Genomic DNA, 16,622 nt, shown 5'->3' with positions numbered 1-16,622 from the left:
CTCCATGACTGAGGCCGCAACGACCCGGCAGAAACTGCCTTTGCACTGGAAAATGGGCATTGGCTTCATCATCGGCCTGGTCCTCGGGCTGACCGTCCATGCCCTCGGTGGCAGCATCGACGGCCTGCATACCGGTGCCAAGTGGGTGATGGATTACATCACCACCCCGGCCTCGGGCCTGTTCCTCAATCTGATCTTCATGCTGATCGTGCCGCTGATCTTCTCGGCGCTGATCATGGGCGTGTCGGAGATGGGCGACATCCGCGCCCTTGGCCGCATCGGCTGGAAGACGCTGGCGTACACCATCGTGCTGTCCGGCATCGCCGTGGGCATCGGCCTGGTGCTGGTCAACGTGCTCAAGCCCGGCGTGGGCGTGGACCCGGTCGTGGCCGCGCAGATGCTGGCCGAGAACGCCGAACGCAGCAAGGAAATCGTCGCCGGTATCCATGGCACGCCGAAGGGCATGGACATGCTGCTGTCGATCGTGCCGGGCAACGTGGTCGAGGCGGCGTCCAGCAACAGCGCGATCCTGTCGCTGATGTTCTTCGCGCTGATGTTCGGCATCGGCATGGTGCTTTCGCCTGAAGAGAAGGTGGCCCCGCTGCGTCGTGCCATCGAAGGCATCTTCGAAGTCTCGATGACGCTGATCAATCTGGTCATCCGCCTGGCCCCGTACGCGGTGGCCTGCTTCATGTTCAACCTGGCCGCCCTGTTCGGCTTCGAGCTGATCATCCGCCTGGGCGCCTACGTGGGCGTGGTGGTGCTGGCGCTGGGCCTGCACATGGTGGTGACCTACGGCGTGGCCGTGTGGCTCTCCGGGCGCTCGCCGCTGGCGTTCTTCCGCGACACCCAGGAGGCCACCGTGATGGCCTTCTCCACCGCCTCCAGCAACGCCACCCTGCCGACCGCGCTGCGCGTGGCCGACCAGATGGGCCTGCCGCAGAAGGTCTCGCGCTTCGTGCTGACCGTGGGCGCCACCGCCAACCAGAACGGCACCGCACTGTTCGAGGGCGTGACGGTCATCTTCCTGGCGCAGTTCTTCGGCGTGGACCTGAGCATCGGCCAGCAGTTCATGGTCATGGCCGTCTGCATCCTGGGCGGCATCGGCACCGCCGGCGTGCCCTCCGGCTCGCTGCCGGTGGTGGCGATGATCTGCGCCATGGTCGGCGTAAACCCGCTGGGCATCGGCCTGATCCTGGGCGTGAACCACTTCCTGGATATGTGCCGTACCGCGCTGAACGTCACCGGCGATCTGGCCCTGACCACCCTGGTGGCCAAGGGCGAGGTGGACGATGGTCCGGTCGTAGCCGCGGTGGCCCCAGCCCCGGCCCCGGCACCCGCCCCGCGCGACTAAGCCCGCGCAGGCCTGCAGGTTCCCGACGCCCCGCCTTGTGCGGGGCGTTGTCGTTAAGGGCCTGGCCTGTCTCCGGCCTGACCCCGCCGATCACCTGTGGGACAATGGGCTGCCCGCAGCTCCGCGGGAGCCTCCCGACTCCGACAGAACCATGACGCAGCCTACCCGCCGCCAGTTGGCCAATGCCATCCGCTTCCTTGCCGCTGATGCGGTCGAAACCGCCAAGTCCGGTCATCCCGGCATGCCGATGGGCATGGCCGACATCGCCGAAGTGCTCTGGAACGACTATCTCCGTCACAACCCGAAGAATCCCAAGTGGTTCAACCGCGACCGCTTCGTGCTGTCCAACGGCCACGGCTCGATGCTGCAGTACGCGCTGCTGCACCTGAGCGGCTACGACCTGCCGATCGAGCAGCTCAAGCAGTTCCGCCAGCTGGGCAGCAAGACCGCCGGCCACCCGGAGCACCATGAAACCCCCGGCGTGGAGACGACCACCGGTCCGCTGGGTCAGGGTCTGGCCAACGCCGTGGGCTTCGCCCTGGCCGAGAAGCTGCTGGCACAGCGCTACAACCGCCCGGAACACGAGATCGTCGACCACCGCACCTGGGTGTTCCTGGGCGATGGCTGCCTGATGGAAGGCATCTCGCATGAAGTCGCCTCGCTGGCCGGCACCTGGGGCCTGTCCAAGCTGGTCTGCTTCTGGGACGACAACCACATCTCCATCGACGGCAACACCGATGGCTGGTTCACCGACAACACCCCCGAGCGTTTCGAAGCCTATGGCTGGAACGTGGTGCGCGGCGTCGATGGCCACGATCCGGACAGCATCAAGGCCGCCATCGACAGCGCGCTGTCGCAGTTCGACAAGCCGACCCTGATCTGCTGCCGCACCACCATCGGCTTCGGTTCACCGAACAAGGCCGGCAAGGAATCCAGCCACGGCGCCCCGCTGGGCAAGGATGAGCTGGAAGCGACCCGCAAGCAGCTGGGCTGGCCGTACGGCCCGTTCGAGATTCCGGAAGAAATCTACGCCGGCTGGCGTGCCGGCGGTACCGGCACCCTGCGCCAGGCCGAGTGGGAACAGCAGTTCGACAAGTACGCCGCGCAGTTCCCGGCCGAAGCCGATGAGCTGATCCGTCGTTCCCACGGCGAGCTGCCGGCCGATTTCATCGCCAAGGCCGATGCCTACATCGCCCAGGTCCAGGCCGATGGCCAGACCATCGCCTCGCGCAAGGCCTCGCAGCTGGCGATCGAAGCGTTCGCGCCGCTGCTGCCGGAACTGGTGGGCGGTTCGGCTGATCTGGCGCACTCCAACCTGACCCTGTGGAAGGCCAGCAAGTCGGTCGCCACCGATGACCCGAACGCCAACTACGTGTACTACGGCGTGCGCGAGTTCGGCATGACCGCGATCGCCAACGGCCTGGCCCTGCATGGCGGGTTCATTCCGTTCGACGCCACCTTCCTGGTGTTCAGCGATTACGCCCGCAACGGCGTGCGCATGAGCGCGCTGATCCCGGCCCACGCGATCCACGTGTACACGCACGATTCGATCGGCCTCGGCGAAGACGGCCCGACCCACCAGCCGGTGGAACATCTGGCCTCGCTGCGCTATATCCCGAACAACGATGTGTGGCGCCCGTGCGATGCGGTCGAATCGGCGGTCAGCTGGAAGGCCGCGATCACCCGCAAGGACGGCCCGAGCTGCCTGGTGTTCAGCCGCCAGAACCTGCCGCACCAGCCGCGCAGCACCGAGCAGGTCGCCCAGATCGCGCGCGGTGGGTATGTGCTGGCCGATGCGGAAGGTGGCGTGCCGGACGTGATCCTGATCGGCACCGGTTCGGAAGTGGGCCTGGCCGTGACCGCCAAGGCGGAACTGGATGCCGCCGGCATCAAGACCCGCGTGGTGTCGATGCCGTCGACCGATGTCTTCGAGCGTCAGGACGCGGCGTACCGTGAGTCCGTGCTGCCCAACGCCGTGCGCAACCGCGTGGCCGTGGAAGCCGGCGTCACCGGTTTCTGGCGCCAGTACGTGGGCCTGGACGGTGCGGTGGTGGGTATCGATACCTTCGGTGCGTCGGCCCCGGCGGAGGCGCTGTACAAGCACTTCGGCATCACCGCCGAGCACGTCGTGGCTGCGGCCAAGGCGCAGCTGGCGAACTGATGGTGGCGCCGGGCGCTGCCCGGTAGCTGCAACGCGAAAGGCCGGGGATCTCCCCGGCCTTTCGCGTGTTGAAGGGCAAACACCACGCCCTCCTTGATCGAGTGTAGATCCGCGCATGGCGTGGATCTACACATCACCCGGCCGCAGTGCGCGCCAACCCCAGCCGCAGCAACCGCGCCTCGATGCGTTCGCCGAACGTCGTCGGCGCCTCCAGCCCCATCCGCTGCAGATAGGCCTGATCGCCATCGCCGGCGGGTTGCGTCACCGCTGACAGCACCGTGCGCAGCTTGGCCATCGGTGTCTGGGTGTTCTGCTTGAGCCAGCCCAAAGCTTTGACGAGATGCTGCTCGACCTCGGTGAAATCACTGCCCAGCGGATAGTCCGGCAGCAGGCCGGACTGGCGGAACGGTGCCAGCGCGGCACTGACGGCGGCGGCCGTGTTGCGCTGCCCATCACCGGTCGCGGTGAAACCAGTCGCCAGCTTCTTCGAGGCCTTCGCCTTGTCCAGCAAAGCGGCCTGGAACTGTGCATCGGTGATCGCAGCCATGGCGATCACGCAGTCCTCGTCGGTCATGTTGCGCAGGTCGGCGATGCCGTACTCGTTGATGTACAGATCGCGCAGATGCCGTGGGATCGTGGCGTGCCCGTAGTTCCAGCGCACGTTGGAGTGCAGGACGCCCTTGTCCTCGCGGGTGGCGCGGAAGATCAGCGCGCTGCGTGCACCGGGCAGGGCATGCGCCATCGCCACGAAGTTGTACTGGCCGCCCACGCCGGAGACCACGCGGCCGTCTTCCAGCGCATCGGAGACGGCGGCGCCGAGCGCGGTGGCCATCATGCAGGAGTTGAAGAAGCGCGCATCGCGGCGCTGCATGCGCTCCAGCGTTTCATCGCCGCCGTAGAGCTGGTTGATCTCGCTGATGCGGCGCATGCCGATCGCACTGCGTTCCTCATCGGGCAGGTCGCGCAGCCACTGGTAGAACTCCGGCGAGCCCAGGTAGAACGCGCCGTGCAGGTACTCGCCCTCGGCCTCGAGCGTGGCGTAATCGGTGGTCCACGCGGTGCCGTTCTCGATCCGCTGCAACAAGGCCAGATCGTCATGCACCTTGCGCCGGATCACCCCGGTCTGGACCAGCCGGCGGAAGCCTTCGTTGAGCATTTCGCTGCAGCCATACAGGCCGATCTCGAACGGCTCCAGGCCACCGCATTCCAGCACGGTCGGGTGGTTGGCCAGACCGGGATCCAGCGCCTGCAGAATCTGGCGGTAACGCGCATTGTCGGTATGCCGCAGCACCAGCGCATGGCTGAGCGCATCGGCCAGCGTGCCGATGCCGATCTGCAGCGTGCCGCCATCGCGCACCAGCGTGCTGGCGTACAGGCCGATCGCGTAGTCGGCATCGCTGACCGGTTGGCGGGGCAGGCCGAACAGCGCCGGGTAGGGCCCCGGGGGCGTGATCACCAGATCGAAGAACGACACATCCACCGTGGCCGAGCCGGCCAGATAGGGCAGCTGCGGATCGATCTCGGCGATCATCAGCGGGCGTGGCAGCCCGCGCGCGACCATCGCATCCAGTGTGTCCTGGGTGATGTCGTTGTTGCACGACAGCGACAGGCGCCGATCATTCGCGCGCATCGCTACTTTCTGCACGATTGCATGCGGCGCGCGCTGCGCCACCGCATCGGCGGCGTGCGTGTAGTTCAGGCTGGTGTAGCTGCGCTGGGCCTGCGAGGAATTCAACAATGCGCCGGACTGCATGTAGAACTCTTCCACCTGCACATGCGACGGCAGCTGATCGCGCACCATTGCATCGGCGTAGGCCAGCCGCGGGAAGTCCTCACCGAAATGACGCTCGGCGAACGGCTTCATGAAGCGTGCTTCCAGCCCGGCACCGCCGCGCGGCGGGTTCAGTGACAGCGCGGTATACAGCTGCAGCGGCCGCGAGGCGTCGTTTTCCACACGGGCATACAGGGCGTTGAGCAGCCGGTGCGGCTTGCCCAGGGCGAGTGGGGCGCCAATGCGCAGGGGGCCATCGACCCGCTGCAGCAGCCAGTCGACGGCGGCGTCCAGGTCGGTCAGGTGTTCGGTCATGCGGCGCTATCCTGCGAAATCATGCGGGTCATTACAGCATTTCCGGTTTGAACAGACGGCGACGCGAGACTTCATCGAATGGTCGGTAGCGTCTCATCGAGGGCTCCGTGGGGCATGCGCCGATGCTGGCAGCGGCTGCATGAACCGGCCGTCGAAGGGTTGACACCGGTGCTGATTACGGGCGTAATCGAATCGTCGATTACGGATGTAAATGATGAGCCAGATCAGTGAAGCCGAAGCCGTGGTAATGGAGGTGCTGTGGCGCAGCCACCCGCTGGGCGCCGACGAGGTGGTCGCCGCGCTGGCCAGCCGGGACTGGGCCGAGCCCACCATCAAGACCCTGCTCAACCGGCTGCTGACCAAGGGCGCGATCAGCGCCGGCCGTGAGGGGCGCCGGTATCTGTACTCGCCGGTGCTGCAGCGCCAGGCCTGGGTGGCCGAGCAGAGCGAAGGCTTCCTGGGCCGTGTCTTCGACGGCCGCATCGCGCCACTGGTGGCGCATTTCAGCCAGCGCGGCGAGCTCAGCGCGCAGGACATCGCCGAACTGAAGCAGCTGATCCAGGCGCTGGACCATGACTGAGCTGCTCGATGGACTGCTGCAGGCCAGCGTATGGCTGTCGGTGGCGACGCTGGTAGTGGCCGCCGCCAGGCCCCTGCTGCTGCGCCTGGGGGGCGCAGCGCTGGCCTACCGCAGCTGGTGGTTGCTGCCGCTGATGCTGATTGTCCCGTACCTGCCGGTGCCGCCGCTGACGATCACCGAGACCGCCCCGGTGATGGCCATGGCCTCGGCCCTGCGCGCGCCGGCCGTGCCCACCGACGCCTCGCAGTGGCCGCTGCTGCTGTTGACGGTGTGGCTGCTGGGCGCGGTGGCGATGGCTGGCATCAGTTGGCGCGCGCAGCGCCGCTTCGAGCATGCCCTGGGCGCGCTGCAGCCGCGCACGGATGGCAGCTGGCAGGCCAGTGGCGACCCGGGCCTGCCGGCGCTGGTTGGGCTGTGGCGGCCGCGGATCGTGGTGGGCCCGGACTTCGAGCAGCGCTTCAGCCCCGCCGAGCAGGACCTGATCCTGCGTCACGAACAGAGCCATCGCCGCCATGGCGATCCCTGGGCGAACGCCGCGCTGGCCGCGCTGCGTTGCGTGTTCTGGTTCCACCCGTTGCTGCCGTGGGCGGCGCGCCGCTTCCTGCGTGACCAGGAACTGGCCTGCGACGCGCGCACGGTCGATCCGCATCCGGCCCTGCGCCGGCTCTACGCCAACGCGCTGCTCAAGGCGCAGTTGGTCCACCCGGTTGCACCGATGGCCTGCCACTGGCGCAGCCAACCGATGTTGAAGGAGCGTATTGCCATGTTGAAGGAACACAAGCGGAAGGCATTGCCGTGGATGACCGGCCAAGTGCTGGTGGTCGGGCTGTGTGTCGGGCTGGGCACCGTGGCGTGGGCCAGCCAGGGCGGCGCGGGTGCCGAGCCGGCGCAGGCCAAAGCGGCAACGAGCGATGTGGGCGCGCAGGCCCGTGACCTGACGCCGCCGACGTATCCCAAGGCGGCGTTCGATCAGGGCATTTCCGGCAGCGTGATGTTGCGCGTGGAGGTCGATGCGGCTGGCAAGCCGGGCGATGTCCGGGTACTCAGTTCGACACCGGCCGGCGTGTTCGACGAGGCCTCGATCGCTGCAGCCAAGCAATGGACGTTCGAACCGGCGCGCCGGAATGGACAGGCCGTTGCCTCGGCGTTGAAGATTCCGATGACATTCGAACTCGATGCGTCGGACCCGACGCTGTGAAGCGGGGGCCGCTGGCCGTGGTCCTGGCGATGCTGGTGGCAGGCTGTGCCAGTCACCCCTCGTCGACCACGGTGGACACGCGTGCCGAGAACGTGGATCACCAGCGTCTGGATCCGAACGTCGGCGCTCAGGGGAGCGGAAAGGTGGAGACGTATCAGCTGGGGCCGACCGAAGGTTACCGGATGCCGCAGCTCAATGCGGGGCCGGACCCGGCGGTCGGTGATCGCGATCCGCGCCGCGCGCTGGCACCGACGACGGTGTGCCTGCAACTGGTGATCGATGCGGAAGGCAAGGTCGAACGCAGTCTGCCAGTGATCGATCGCAGTGACTGTGCCGCCGGCAATGCGCCGGAGAACGCGCCCCTCATGCAGGCTGCCCAGGAAGCGGTGGCGATGTGGCGCTTTGTGCCCGCGGCCGTCTGTCATTTCACTCCGCAGCGCGTGCCGACGGATCGGGGCAACTGCGAGGGCGCCGAGCGCATCGAACCGGTGCCGGTAAGTCTGCTGTACGGCTTCACGTTCGAGATCGTGAAAGGGCAGCACGTGGTGCGCCGGCAAGGACGCTGAACAGGTAAGGCGTACTGTGCCAACCGGGCAATAAGGGGTGCCGGCCAGCGGCCGGCGCTACCTTTCCGGACCGCCCTGTATGTTCGCCTTCACCGAAGGCTCCATCAGCTTCGGTTCGGCCAGCGTGGCATCGCGCGCCTGGCGCGTGGCGACAAACTCGGCTTCGCTGACGCCGTCATGCAGGTGGATGTTGTGCGCGCGCTGCGCGCCGATCGTGGTCTGATTGGCGACCTCGCGGCCCCCTGGGCCGTAGTCGTGACAGATGAACACACGGGTCGCATCGGGCAATGCCAACATCCGTTGGATCGAGCGGTACAGCTGCGCCGCGTCACCGCCCGGGAAGTCGCAGCGGGCGGTGCCGCCGTCGGGCATGAACAGCGAGTCGCCGGTGAACAGCGCATCGCCGATGCGATAGGCGACGCTGTCGCTGGTGTGCCCCGGCACTGCGATCACTTCGGCGTCGATGTCACCGAGGGTGAAGCGCTCGCCATCGGCGAACAGATGGTCGAACTGCGAGCCATCGGTCGGTACATCCAGCGCGTAGCGTGGCGCGAAGGTGCGCTGCACCTGCACGATGCCCTGGCCCATCGCCAGCGTCGCATCCGGCCACTGGGATTTCAGCCAGCGCCCGGCGCTGACATGGTCGGCGTGGGCATGGGTGTCCAGCAGCCAGCGCACCTGCAGGCCGTGCCCGCGCACGTGCGCAAGCAACGGCTGCAGCGGCCCGGCGCCGAGTACATCGGTGTCCGGGTCGTAATCCAGCACGGGGTCGATCACCGCCGCCTGCAACGTCGCCGGGTCATGCACCACGTAGCTGAAGGTGTGGCTGTCCGGGTGGAAGAAACTGGCGACGTGCAGTGACATGGTGCAGACCTCAGCGTTTGCCCAGGGTGTCGTTGAGCAGCACGGCCAAGCGTTCACCGGCCACGCGCAGCTCGCGCTCGGCGACCGGGCGGTAGGTCGCCGCATAGCTGGGGCCCAGCGTACGCTTGTCCGGGTAAACGCCAGGTGCAATGGCGATCCGGCAGCTGGCTTCGGCCCACTGCGCGGCGTCGACAGTGATGTTGGAGCGCTTGCCGAATGCGGGCTTGGGCAGGGCGAGGAGGCGCTTGAGGTACTGGTCGTCATCCAGCGTCTGCTCGTTCAGCATGCCGCTGTCCCACAGCGAGTGCAGGTTGGTACCGCGGTTGTTGAACTGCACCTGGAAATCGTTGCCACCCTTGTCGTGGCCGTAGCCGGCATGCATCGGCTGGTGGATGTCGCCGGCGAAATGCACGACGAACTTCAGCGCCTGCGCGCGCTCTGCATCGGACTTGCTGCGGTCGCCGAGAATCGCGGTCTGTACCTTCAGCGCCTCGACCACGCAGTTGCCGTTCTTGCAGTGCTTCTGCACTTCATAGTGGCAATCGTCTTCGCCGATGTTGACGTAATGCCAGCCGGCCGAGCGCTTGCCCAGGTCCGGATCCTTGGCGCGCAGCTGATCGGCCCAAGGGGCAATGGCGTGCAGTGTCGGGTCCGGCTCGGCGGCGAGCAGACGGTCAACCTCGGCTTGGGTCTGCGGGGTCAGCCGGGTCTCGGCGATCCGCGCCACCAGGCGGTGGCCCTGTGCGCCCCAGGCCAGGGCATCGGTGGAAACGAAGGTGAGGGCCAGCGCGAGGGCGGTGGCCGGGAGCAGGGAAGGCATTTTCATCCGCGGCATTCTAGCGGGCCGGCCGCGCGCGGGCTTGCCGGGATCTGGCCGGCTGCAGCGTCCGGCGGCTTGCGCTAGGCTCGCCGGGTCCCCGCATCGGGCGGAATCCGGAGGTCCCCATGGCCCACATCGTTGGCCTGATCGGCGGCATGAGCTGGGAAAGCTCGGCCCACTATTACCGCCTGATCAACGCGCACGTGCGCGACACCTTGGGCGGCCTGCACTCGGGCCGGATCCTGCTGTGGTCGTTCGATTTCGCCGAGATCGAGGCACTGCAGCATGCCGGCGACTGGGACACCGCCACCCAGCGGATGATCGATGCGGCCCAGCGCCTGCAGGGCGCGGGTGCGACGGCCATCGTGATCTGCACCAACACCATGCATCGCATGGCCGACGCGGTGCAGGCGGCGATCCCGATTCCCCTGCTGCACATCGCCGATCCCACGGCCGAGGCGATCAAGGCCGCCGGGCTGCAACGGGTGGGGTTGCTGGGCACGGCGTTCACCATGGAGCAGGATTTCTACACGGGGCGGCTCACGCAGGCGCATGGCCTGGAGGTGCTGATTCCCGAGGCCGATGACCGCGCGGCGGTGCATCGGATCATCTATGGCGAGCTGGTGCAGGGGCAGGTGCTGCCGGCCTCGCGCGAGACCTACCGGGCGGTGATGCAGCGACTGGTGGACCGCGGTGCGCAGGGCATCATCCTGGGCTGCACGGAGATCATGCTGCTGGTCGGCGCGCAGGATGCAACGGTGCCGGTGTTCGATACGACCACGCTGCATGCGCATGCGGCGGGGCGGCATCTGTTGGCCGAATGAGCCAAAAAAAACCCCGGCCGAAGCCGGGGAAACTGTCTTGCTGCGAGGGTGTTGCCTTGTTGGGTTCTGATCCGCCGATCAGAACTTGAACACGTACGACACGCCGTAGGCGAGCGGGTCGATGTTGACGGTGCCGATCTTTTCACCGTTGAGCTTCACCTTGCTGTCGATGTCCATCCAGCGCACATCAACGCGCAGCGAGCCCTTGTCGTTGATCGCGAAATCCAGGCCGGCGTGGGCGGCCAGGCCCCAGGAGTCTTCCATCTTCAGCGTGCTGCCAGCCAACGCGCCGCCGGTCTTCTCGCTGAAGAACGTGGTGTAGTTGATGCCGGCGCCCAGGAACGGGGACACCTTGCCCTTGCTGTTGAAGTGATACTGCAGCGACACCACCGGCGGCAGGTGCTTGGTGCTGCCCACGTTGCCCAGGCCGGCGATGTTGATGTCGTGCTTGAACGGCAGCGCGGCCAGGAGCTCGATGCCCAGGTTGTCGGCGATGAAGTACTCACCGGTGATGGTCGGCTTGATGTCATTGTCCACATCGACCTTCAGCGTGCCGCCGGCCAGCGAGCCGTTGTCGGACTTCGGGGCGACCTGGTGCACGCCGGCACCGATCGTCCAGTCACCCTTGGACTGGGCCATGGCGGGGCCGGCGGCCAGCGCCAGGGCGGCGGCCAGGCTGGAGAGCAGGAGGGGGGAGGTCTTGCGCATGAGACGGTCTCGTGGCGGGTTGGAATGGCGCCAGTTTTCCCGTCCATGCGCCTGCGCGCCTTGATCCGGATCAATCCGGGTATTTACCGTTGTAACCGGTTCCCATTCGTCTTCCCCGGGCCGGGCCGGTTCCGGCCCTGCTAGAATGAACGCCCCTTTCCATCGGCGCCGCACCGTCGCGGCTGCAGGAGCTTGTGAACATGGCAATCAAGGTTGGCATCAACGGTTTCGGTCGCATCGGGCGCAACGTACTGCGCTCGGCCGTGCTGAACTTCGGCAATGACATCGAAATCGTCGCCATCAACGATCTGCTGGAGCCGGACTACCTGGCGTACATGCTGAAGTACGACTCCGTGCATGGCCGCTTCAAGGCCGACGTGGAAGTCTCCGGCAACGACCTGCTGGTCAACGGCAAGAAGATCCGCCTGACCCAGGAACGCGACCCGGCCAACCTGAAGTGGGACGAGGTCGGCGTGGACGTCGTCATCGAATCCACCGGCCTGTTCCTGACCAAGGAAACCGCGCAGAAGCACATCGACGCGGGCGCCAAGAAGGTGATCCTGTCGGCACCGTCGAAGGACGACACCCCGATGTTCGTGTTCGGCGTGAACGACAAGACCTATGCCGGCCAGGCGATCGTCTCCAACGCGTCGTGCACCACCAACTGCCTGGCCCCGCTGGCCAAGGTCATCAACGACAAGTGGGGCATCAAGCGTGGCCTGATGACCACCGTGCACGCCGCGACCGCCACCCAGAAGACCGTCGATGGCCCGTCCAACAAGGACTGGCGCGGTGGCCGTGGCATCCTGGAAAACATCATTCCGTCCTCCACCGGTGCGGCCAAGGCCGTCGGCGTGGTGATCCCGGAATTGAACAAGAAGCTGACCGGCATGAGCTTCCGCGTGCCGACCTCGGACGTGTCGGTGGTCGATCTGACCGTCGAGCTGGAAAAGGAAGCCACCTACGCCGAGATCTGCGCTGAAGTGAAGGCGCAGAGCGAAGGCGCGCTGAAGGGCATCCTGGGCTACACCGAAGACAAGGTCGTGGCGACCGACTTCCGCGGTGAAACCCACACTTCGGTGTTCGACGCCGATGCCGGCATCGCGCTGGACAGCACCTTCGTCAAGCTGGTGTCGTGGTACGACAACGAATGGGGCTACTCCAACAAGTGCCTGGAAATGGTCAAGGTCGTCGCGGCGTAAGCCAGCGCTGCCCTGCGTCATTCCACAGACCCCGGCCCCGTGCCGGGGTCTGTCGTTTCAGGGGCGCCCGCCAGGGCGTGATCCCGCGTGTGCCGCCGATCCTTTAGCATGGCCCGCGTGCCCTGGCACTGCGCCTGCCGGGTGCAGCCGGGGCGACCTCTTGAGGATGGCCTGGAATGGAAGCTCTGATTGTCCTGCTGGTGCTGGTACTGCTGGCGATCCCGCTGCTGCTGATCGTGGCGCTGGTGATGATCGCCGGCCTGCGCCGCCGCGTCGCCGCGCTGGAGCAACGCGCGGCAGGCTCGGCCTGGGACGCCACGCCGGCACCCGCCGCGCCCGAACGGCCGCTGCGCTGGGCCGACATTGCGTCGGTCGACACCGTGTCCCCGCCGTTGGATGCCGCGCCGCGCACACCGGACGCGTCACCCATTGCGGTGACTGCCCCCGCTGCCCGCGTTGCGCCACTGGACGAACCGGCGCAGCCGCCCCCGCTGCCGCCCCGGTCTGCACCACCGCCGGCACCTGCCGCACCGCAGGGACCGGGCATCGGCGAGCGCATCATCGGCACCCTCAAACAGTGGTTCACCGAGGGCAATGTGCCGGTCAAGATCGGCATGCTGGTGCTGCTGGCCGGTGTGGCCGCGCTGCTCAAGTACGCCAGCGACCAGGGCTGGTTGAACGCACCGATCGAGCTGCGCCTGGCCGCCATCGCGCTGGCGGCGCTGGCCGGGCTGGTGTTCGGCTGGGTGCAGCGCGATACCCGGCACCTGTTCGCGCTGGCGCTGCAGGGCGGGGCAATCGGCATCCTGCTGCTGACCATTTTCGCCGCGTTCAAGCGCTATGACCTGATCCCCGCCGCGCCGGCGTTCGCGCTCAGTGTGCTGCTGATCGCCGGCATGGGCGTGCTGGCGGTGGTGCAGAACTCGCGCACGCTGGCCGTGCTCGGCATCCTGGCCGGCTTCATGGCGCCGATCTGGCTGTCCACCGGCAGCGGCAATCATGTCGCGCTGTTCTCGTATTACGCGGTGCTCAATGCGGCGATCCTGGCGATTGCCTGGTGGCGACCGTGGCGCGCGCTGAACCTGCTCGGCTTTGCCTTCACCTTCGGCATCGGTACCGCCTGGGGCGTGCTCCAGTACAGCCCGGACAAGTTCGCCAGCACCGAGCCGTTCCTGCTGCTGTTCTTCGCCTTCTACCTGCTGATTCCGATCCTCTATGCGCGCCGGCAGCGTGCGGAGAAACGCGATCTGATCGATGGCAGCCTGGTGTTCGGTACGCCGCTGATCGCGTTTTCGTTGCAGGCCGGTCTGCTGCACGACGATCGCCTGCTGCTGGCGTTGTGCTCGCTGGCACTGGCCGCGTTGTATGCGGGATTGGCGTGGGTGCTGATCAAGCGCGAGCGCTATGCCGCACTGGGTCAGTCGCATGCGGTGCTCGCGGTGGGCTTTGCGACGCTGGCGGTGCCGCTGGCGCTGTCTGCACGGGCCACCGCCAGCGTGTTCGCGCTGGAAGGGGCGGCCCTGGCCTGGCTGGGGCTGCGACAGCAGCGCTGGCTGCCGCAGGTCACCGGTGCGTTGTTGACCCTGGGCGCCGCGTTCGGCTTCGTGGTCGGCGCCGATTACTGGCATCTGGACGCCACGGCCATCGCCAACCCGACCTTCATGAGCGGCCTGCTGCTGGCGGTGGCTGGTTTCGCGGCGGCCTTCAGCTATCGCCGCGCGCAGCAGCAGTCGCCGGCCATCGTGTACTACCTGTGGGGCTTGCTGTGGTGGCTGGGCAGTATCAGCCACGAGATCCTGCGCTTCGTCGCCCACCGCAGCGAGCCCGATGCGCTGCTGATCGCCGCGGCCGTCACCGGTTGGCTGGCCGCCGAGATGCATCGGCGCTGGCCGGCACGCGCACTGGTGCTCACCACGCTGGCGATGGTGCTGGCTGCGTTCCCGTTGGCGCTGTGGCAGGCCGATGTGCATGACCAGCCGTTCGCCGGTTATGGCGCACTGGCCTGGGCGGTGTTCGCGCTGCTGGGCGTGCGCAGCCTGTGGTGTCTGCGCGAAGGCGACGACCGCACGTCGCTGGCGGCGCAGTTCCTGTGGTGGTTGCTGTGGCCGTCCGTGGTGTCGCTGGCCTGCCTGTGGCTGGCCGACCGTTTCGCGCTGGCACAGGGTTGGGGCCTGGCCCTGATGCTGTTGCCGTGGCTGCTCGTCACCGCCGTGGCGCTGTTGCGCTGGCGCTGGCTGACGGTGCCGCTTGGCGAACGCTTCGATCCGATGCGCACGCCGCTGCAGGGCACGTTGTTCGCGGTGCTTGGCGTGAGCTGGGCGGGCCTGTTGCTGGTCCCGGCCGGCGCAGCACCGCTGCCGTGGCTGCCGCTGCTCAACCCGGTGGAACTGGCGCAGATCGCCGTTCTGGTGCTCGCTGCGCGCTGGCTGTGGTCTGCGCAGGCGCCGGATGGCCTGCGTGCGATGCGCATACCGGTGCTGGCGATTGCCGGCTTCGTCGCCCTGACCAGCATCACCCTGCACGCCGTGCATCACTGGGGCGGGGTGCCGTGGAACGAGCGCTTGTGGTCTTCGACCCTCGCCCAGACCAGCCTGACCGTGGTGTGGAGCGTGCTCGGCGTGATCAGCTGGGTGTGGGGTTCGCGCCGCGGGCAACGCGTGCTGTGGCTGGTCGGCGCGGTGCTGATGGGCGTGGTGCTGGCCAAGCTGGTGCTGATCGACCGCCAGCACCTGGGCAACCTGTTGGGCATTTCTTCTTTCATCGCCTACGGCCTGCTGTGCACGGTCGTGGGCTATCTGGCACCGGCGCCGCCGCGCGCGCCGGACCCCGCCGTGGAGCCGCAGTCTTGATGACCTTTCGCCCGCTGATCCTCTTCACCGCGCTGGCGCTTCCGGCGCTTGCGCAGGCCCAGGCCCAGGCCGCCGATGACCGCCAGGCCTATCGCCAGCAATGGCCGCTGCAGCTCGCGCAGCCGCAGGCCGGTGCCTACCGGCTGACGCTCGACGATGGCGTCTACCGCACTGCGGTGTCGCCACGCCTGGCCGACGTGCAGGTGTTCAACGCACAAGGCCAGGCACTGCCTTCGGCGCTGCTGGCTGCCGATCAGCCACTGGCGCAGGCGCCACAATGGCAGACGCTGTCCTGGTTCCCATTGCCGCCGATGGCCGGTACCTCCGGCGATGATCTGCAGCTGCTGACCGAGCGCAATACCGACGGCAGCGTGCGCCGGGTGGAAGCGCGGCTGGGACGCGGTGGCGCGGCCGGGCAACCGGCCGGCTGGCTGATCGACGCCAGCGCGCTGAAGACCGGCGTGCAGGCGCTGCGCCTGGACTGGCAGACACAGTCGCCACTGCAGGCGCGCGTTCGCGTGGAGATGAGCAACGATCTGCGCGATTGGCTGCGCATCGCCGACGATGTGCCGCTGGTGGACCTGCAGCACGAAGGCCGCCGCCTGCAGCAGCGCCGCATCGAGATCGCGCGCCAGGCCAAGTACTTCCGGATCCTGCCGATCGGCGCCGATGCCCTGCCGGCGCTGTCCACGGTGCAGGCCGAGTTGGCGCCGGCCGCGCAGGCGATCGCGTGGCGCTGGCAGTCGCTGACCGGTACCGCCGGCAAACCCGGCGAGTTCGAGTATCAGCTGGACGGGCGCTTCCCGATCGCGCAGGCCGATATCGCCACCGCCGACAACAGCGTGCTGCAGTGGACGCTGTTGAGCCGCGACGATGCCGATCAACCGTGGCAGGTGCGCGCCGGCCCGTGGGTGGCCTATCAGCTGCAGGACGCCGCCGACCGTCGCCAATCGCAGACCCAGCCACTGGCACGCAGTACGCGTGATCGTTACTGGAAGCTGGTGGCCGGCCAGCCGCAGTCGATGCCGGCACCGACGCTCAAGCTTGGCTACCAGCCCGAAGCGCTGGTGTTCCTCAGCCAGGGCGAGCCGCCGTTTGCGGTGGCCGCCGGCAGCGTGCGTGCCGAGCGCCAGGATGCGCCGGTGGCCACGGTGATCGCGCAGCTGCGCGAGCAGCATGGCGCGCAGTGGCAACCGGCGCAGGCAAGCGTGCAGGGCGCACCGGAAGTACTCGCCGGCGATGCCGCAGTGGCCCCGCAGCGCGACTGGAAACAGTGGCTGCTGTGGGCGCTGCTGGTGATCGGCGTGCTGATCGTCGGTGGCTTCGCGGTCAGCCTGCTGCGCCAGCCGCGTCTTAACGGGGACGGGGGTAGTTAAGCGCGCTTAACTACCTCCGTCCCTGTTATGGATT

At 67.5% G+C, this 16,622-nt stretch carries 13 protein-coding genes; 9 read left to right on the top strand and 4 right to left on the bottom strand.

The genetic code is table 11. The annotated features are described in order from the left end of the window. Positions 1–4 precede the first annotated feature (4 nt). Positions 5–1,354 carry a dicarboxylate/amino acid:cation symporter gene (locus tag AC1DIQ_RS04210; RefSeq protein WP_121039400.1) on the top strand — a complete coding sequence of 450 codons (1,350 nt, stop codon included), beginning with the start codon at positions 5–7 and terminating at the stop codon, positions 1,352–1,354. A 151-nt stretch (positions 1,355–1,505) separates the two neighbouring features. Beyond that, entirely contained in the window at positions 1,506–3,515 is a 2,010-nt protein-coding gene (tkt, locus tag AC1DIQ_RS04205; RefSeq protein ID WP_121039397.1) for a transketolase, read from the top strand. A 133-nt stretch (positions 3,516–3,648) separates the two neighbouring features. Here tkt and AC1DIQ_RS04200 read toward each other — a convergent pair whose 3' ends face one another. Next, positions 3,649–5,601 (bottom strand): acetyl-CoA hydrolase/transferase C-terminal domain-containing protein, encoded by a 1,953-nt coding sequence (locus AC1DIQ_RS04200; RefSeq protein WP_121039394.1) that lies wholly within the window; start codon positions 5,599–5,601, stop codon positions 3,649–3,651. A 214-nt stretch (positions 5,602–5,815) separates the two neighbouring features. Here AC1DIQ_RS04200 and AC1DIQ_RS04195 point away from each other — a divergent pair, with 214 nt between their 5' ends. From AC1DIQ_RS04195 to AC1DIQ_RS04185, 3 genes are read left to right on the top strand one after another with little or no spacing between them, the layout of a single operon-like run. After that, entirely contained in the window at positions 5,816–6,181 is a 366-nt protein-coding gene (locus tag AC1DIQ_RS04195) for a BlaI/MecI/CopY family transcriptional regulator (protein WP_121039391.1), read from the top strand. Next, positions 6,174–7,379, top strand: a complete 1,206-nt coding sequence (locus AC1DIQ_RS04190; protein ID WP_282259028.1) for a M56 family metallopeptidase — start codon at positions 6,174–6,176, stop codon at positions 7,377–7,379. The genes AC1DIQ_RS04195 and AC1DIQ_RS04190 overlap by 8 nt, the downstream gene beginning before the upstream one ends. Next, positions 7,376–7,945 (top strand): hypothetical protein, encoded by a 570-nt coding sequence (locus AC1DIQ_RS04185; protein ID WP_121039385.1) that lies wholly within the window; start codon positions 7,376–7,378, stop codon positions 7,943–7,945. The genes AC1DIQ_RS04190 and AC1DIQ_RS04185 overlap by 4 nt, the downstream gene beginning before the upstream one ends. Positions 7,946–8,002: 57 nt before the next feature. Here the strand turns inward: AC1DIQ_RS04185 and AC1DIQ_RS04180 are convergent, their stop codons facing one another. Beyond that, on the bottom strand, positions 8,003–8,809 hold the full coding sequence (locus AC1DIQ_RS04180) for an MBL fold metallo-hydrolase (RefSeq protein ID WP_478049471.1): 807 nt from the start codon (positions 8,807–8,809) through the stop codon (positions 8,003–8,005). 10 nt (positions 8,810–8,819) lie between these two features. Next, complete coding sequence (locus AC1DIQ_RS04175) at positions 8,820–9,635, bottom strand: S1/P1 nuclease (protein ID WP_282259022.1); 816 nt, start codon at positions 9,633–9,635, stop codon at positions 8,820–8,822. A 119-nt stretch (positions 9,636–9,754) separates the two neighbouring features. On the opposite strand from AC1DIQ_RS04175, the gene AC1DIQ_RS04170 reads away from it, so the two are divergent. Next, entirely contained in the window at positions 9,755–10,453 is a 699-nt protein-coding gene (locus AC1DIQ_RS04170; RefSeq protein ID WP_478049470.1) for an aspartate/glutamate racemase family protein, read from the top strand. Positions 10,454–10,531: 78 nt separating this feature from the next. Here AC1DIQ_RS04170 and AC1DIQ_RS04165 read toward each other — a convergent pair whose 3' ends face one another. Then, positions 10,532–11,161, bottom strand: a complete 630-nt coding sequence (locus tag AC1DIQ_RS04165; protein ID WP_478049469.1) for an OmpW/AlkL family protein — start codon at positions 11,159–11,161, stop codon at positions 10,532–10,534. 200 nt (positions 11,162–11,361) lie between these two features. Between AC1DIQ_RS04165 and gap the strand changes: the two genes are divergently transcribed. The 3 genes from gap (at position 11,362) to AC1DIQ_RS04150 (ending at position 16,588) form a co-directional block, all read left to right on the top strand. Further along, the gene (gene gap, locus AC1DIQ_RS04160) at positions 11,362–12,363 is read left to right on the top strand and encodes a type I glyceraldehyde-3-phosphate dehydrogenase (protein ID WP_121039371.1); all 1,002 of its coding nucleotides are present in this window, start codon (positions 11,362–11,364) and stop codon (positions 12,361–12,363) included. 176 nt (positions 12,364–12,539) lie between these two features. Beyond that, positions 12,540–15,212, top strand: a complete 2,673-nt coding sequence (locus AC1DIQ_RS04155) for a DUF2339 domain-containing protein (protein ID WP_478049468.1) — start codon at positions 12,540–12,542, stop codon at positions 15,210–15,212. Then, complete coding sequence (locus AC1DIQ_RS04150; RefSeq protein WP_478049467.1) at positions 15,212–16,588, top strand: DUF3999 domain-containing protein; 1,377 nt, start codon at positions 15,212–15,214, stop codon at positions 16,586–16,588. Before AC1DIQ_RS04155 ends, AC1DIQ_RS04150 begins: the two co-directional genes overlap by 1 nt. Positions 16,589–16,622: the final 34 nt, after the last annotated feature.

It is taken from the genome of Stenotrophomonas sp. 05L413 (genome assembly GCF_056397945.1).
The sequence above is the reverse complement of the archived record's forward strand: the minus strand, read 5'-3'. Positions and strand labels throughout refer to the sequence as shown.

Bases quoted from the DNA above. Each gene is read 5' to 3' on its own strand.
- AC1DIQ_RS04210 (WP_121039400.1), top strand. From the start codon at position 5: ATGACTGAGGCCGCAACGACCCGGCAGAAACTGCCTTTGCACTGGAAA.
- tkt (WP_121039397.1), top strand. From the start codon at position 1,506: ATGACGCAGCCTACCCGCCGCCAGTTGGCCAATGCCATCCGCTTCCTT.
- AC1DIQ_RS04200 (WP_121039394.1), bottom strand. From the start codon at position 5,601: ATGACCGAACACCTGACCGACCTGGACGCCGCCGTCGACTGGCTGCTG.
- AC1DIQ_RS04195 (WP_121039391.1), top strand. From the start codon at position 5,816: ATGAGCCAGATCAGTGAAGCCGAAGCCGTGGTAATGGAGGTGCTGTGG.
- AC1DIQ_RS04190 (WP_282259028.1), top strand. From the start codon at position 6,174: ATGACTGAGCTGCTCGATGGACTGCTGCAGGCCAGCGTATGGCTGTCG.
- AC1DIQ_RS04180 (WP_478049471.1), bottom strand. From the start codon at position 8,809: ATGTCACTGCACGTCGCCAGTTTCTTCCACCCGGACAGCCACACCTTC.
- AC1DIQ_RS04175 (WP_282259022.1), bottom strand. From the start codon at position 9,635: ATGAAAATGCCTTCCCTGCTCCCGGCCACCGCCCTCGCGCTGGCCCTC.
- AC1DIQ_RS04170 (WP_478049470.1), top strand. From the start codon at position 9,755: ATGGCCCACATCGTTGGCCTGATCGGCGGCATGAGCTGGGAAAGCTCG.
- AC1DIQ_RS04165 (WP_478049469.1), bottom strand. From the start codon at position 11,161: ATGCGCAAGACCTCCCCCCTCCTGCTCTCCAGCCTGGCCGCCGCCCTG.
- gap (WP_121039371.1), top strand. From the start codon at position 11,362: ATGGCAATCAAGGTTGGCATCAACGGTTTCGGTCGCATCGGGCGCAAC.
- AC1DIQ_RS04155 (WP_478049468.1), top strand. From the start codon at position 12,540: ATGGAAGCTCTGATTGTCCTGCTGGTGCTGGTACTGCTGGCGATCCCG.
- AC1DIQ_RS04150 (WP_478049467.1), top strand. From the start codon at position 15,212: ATGACCTTTCGCCCGCTGATCCTCTTCACCGCGCTGGCGCTTCCGGCG.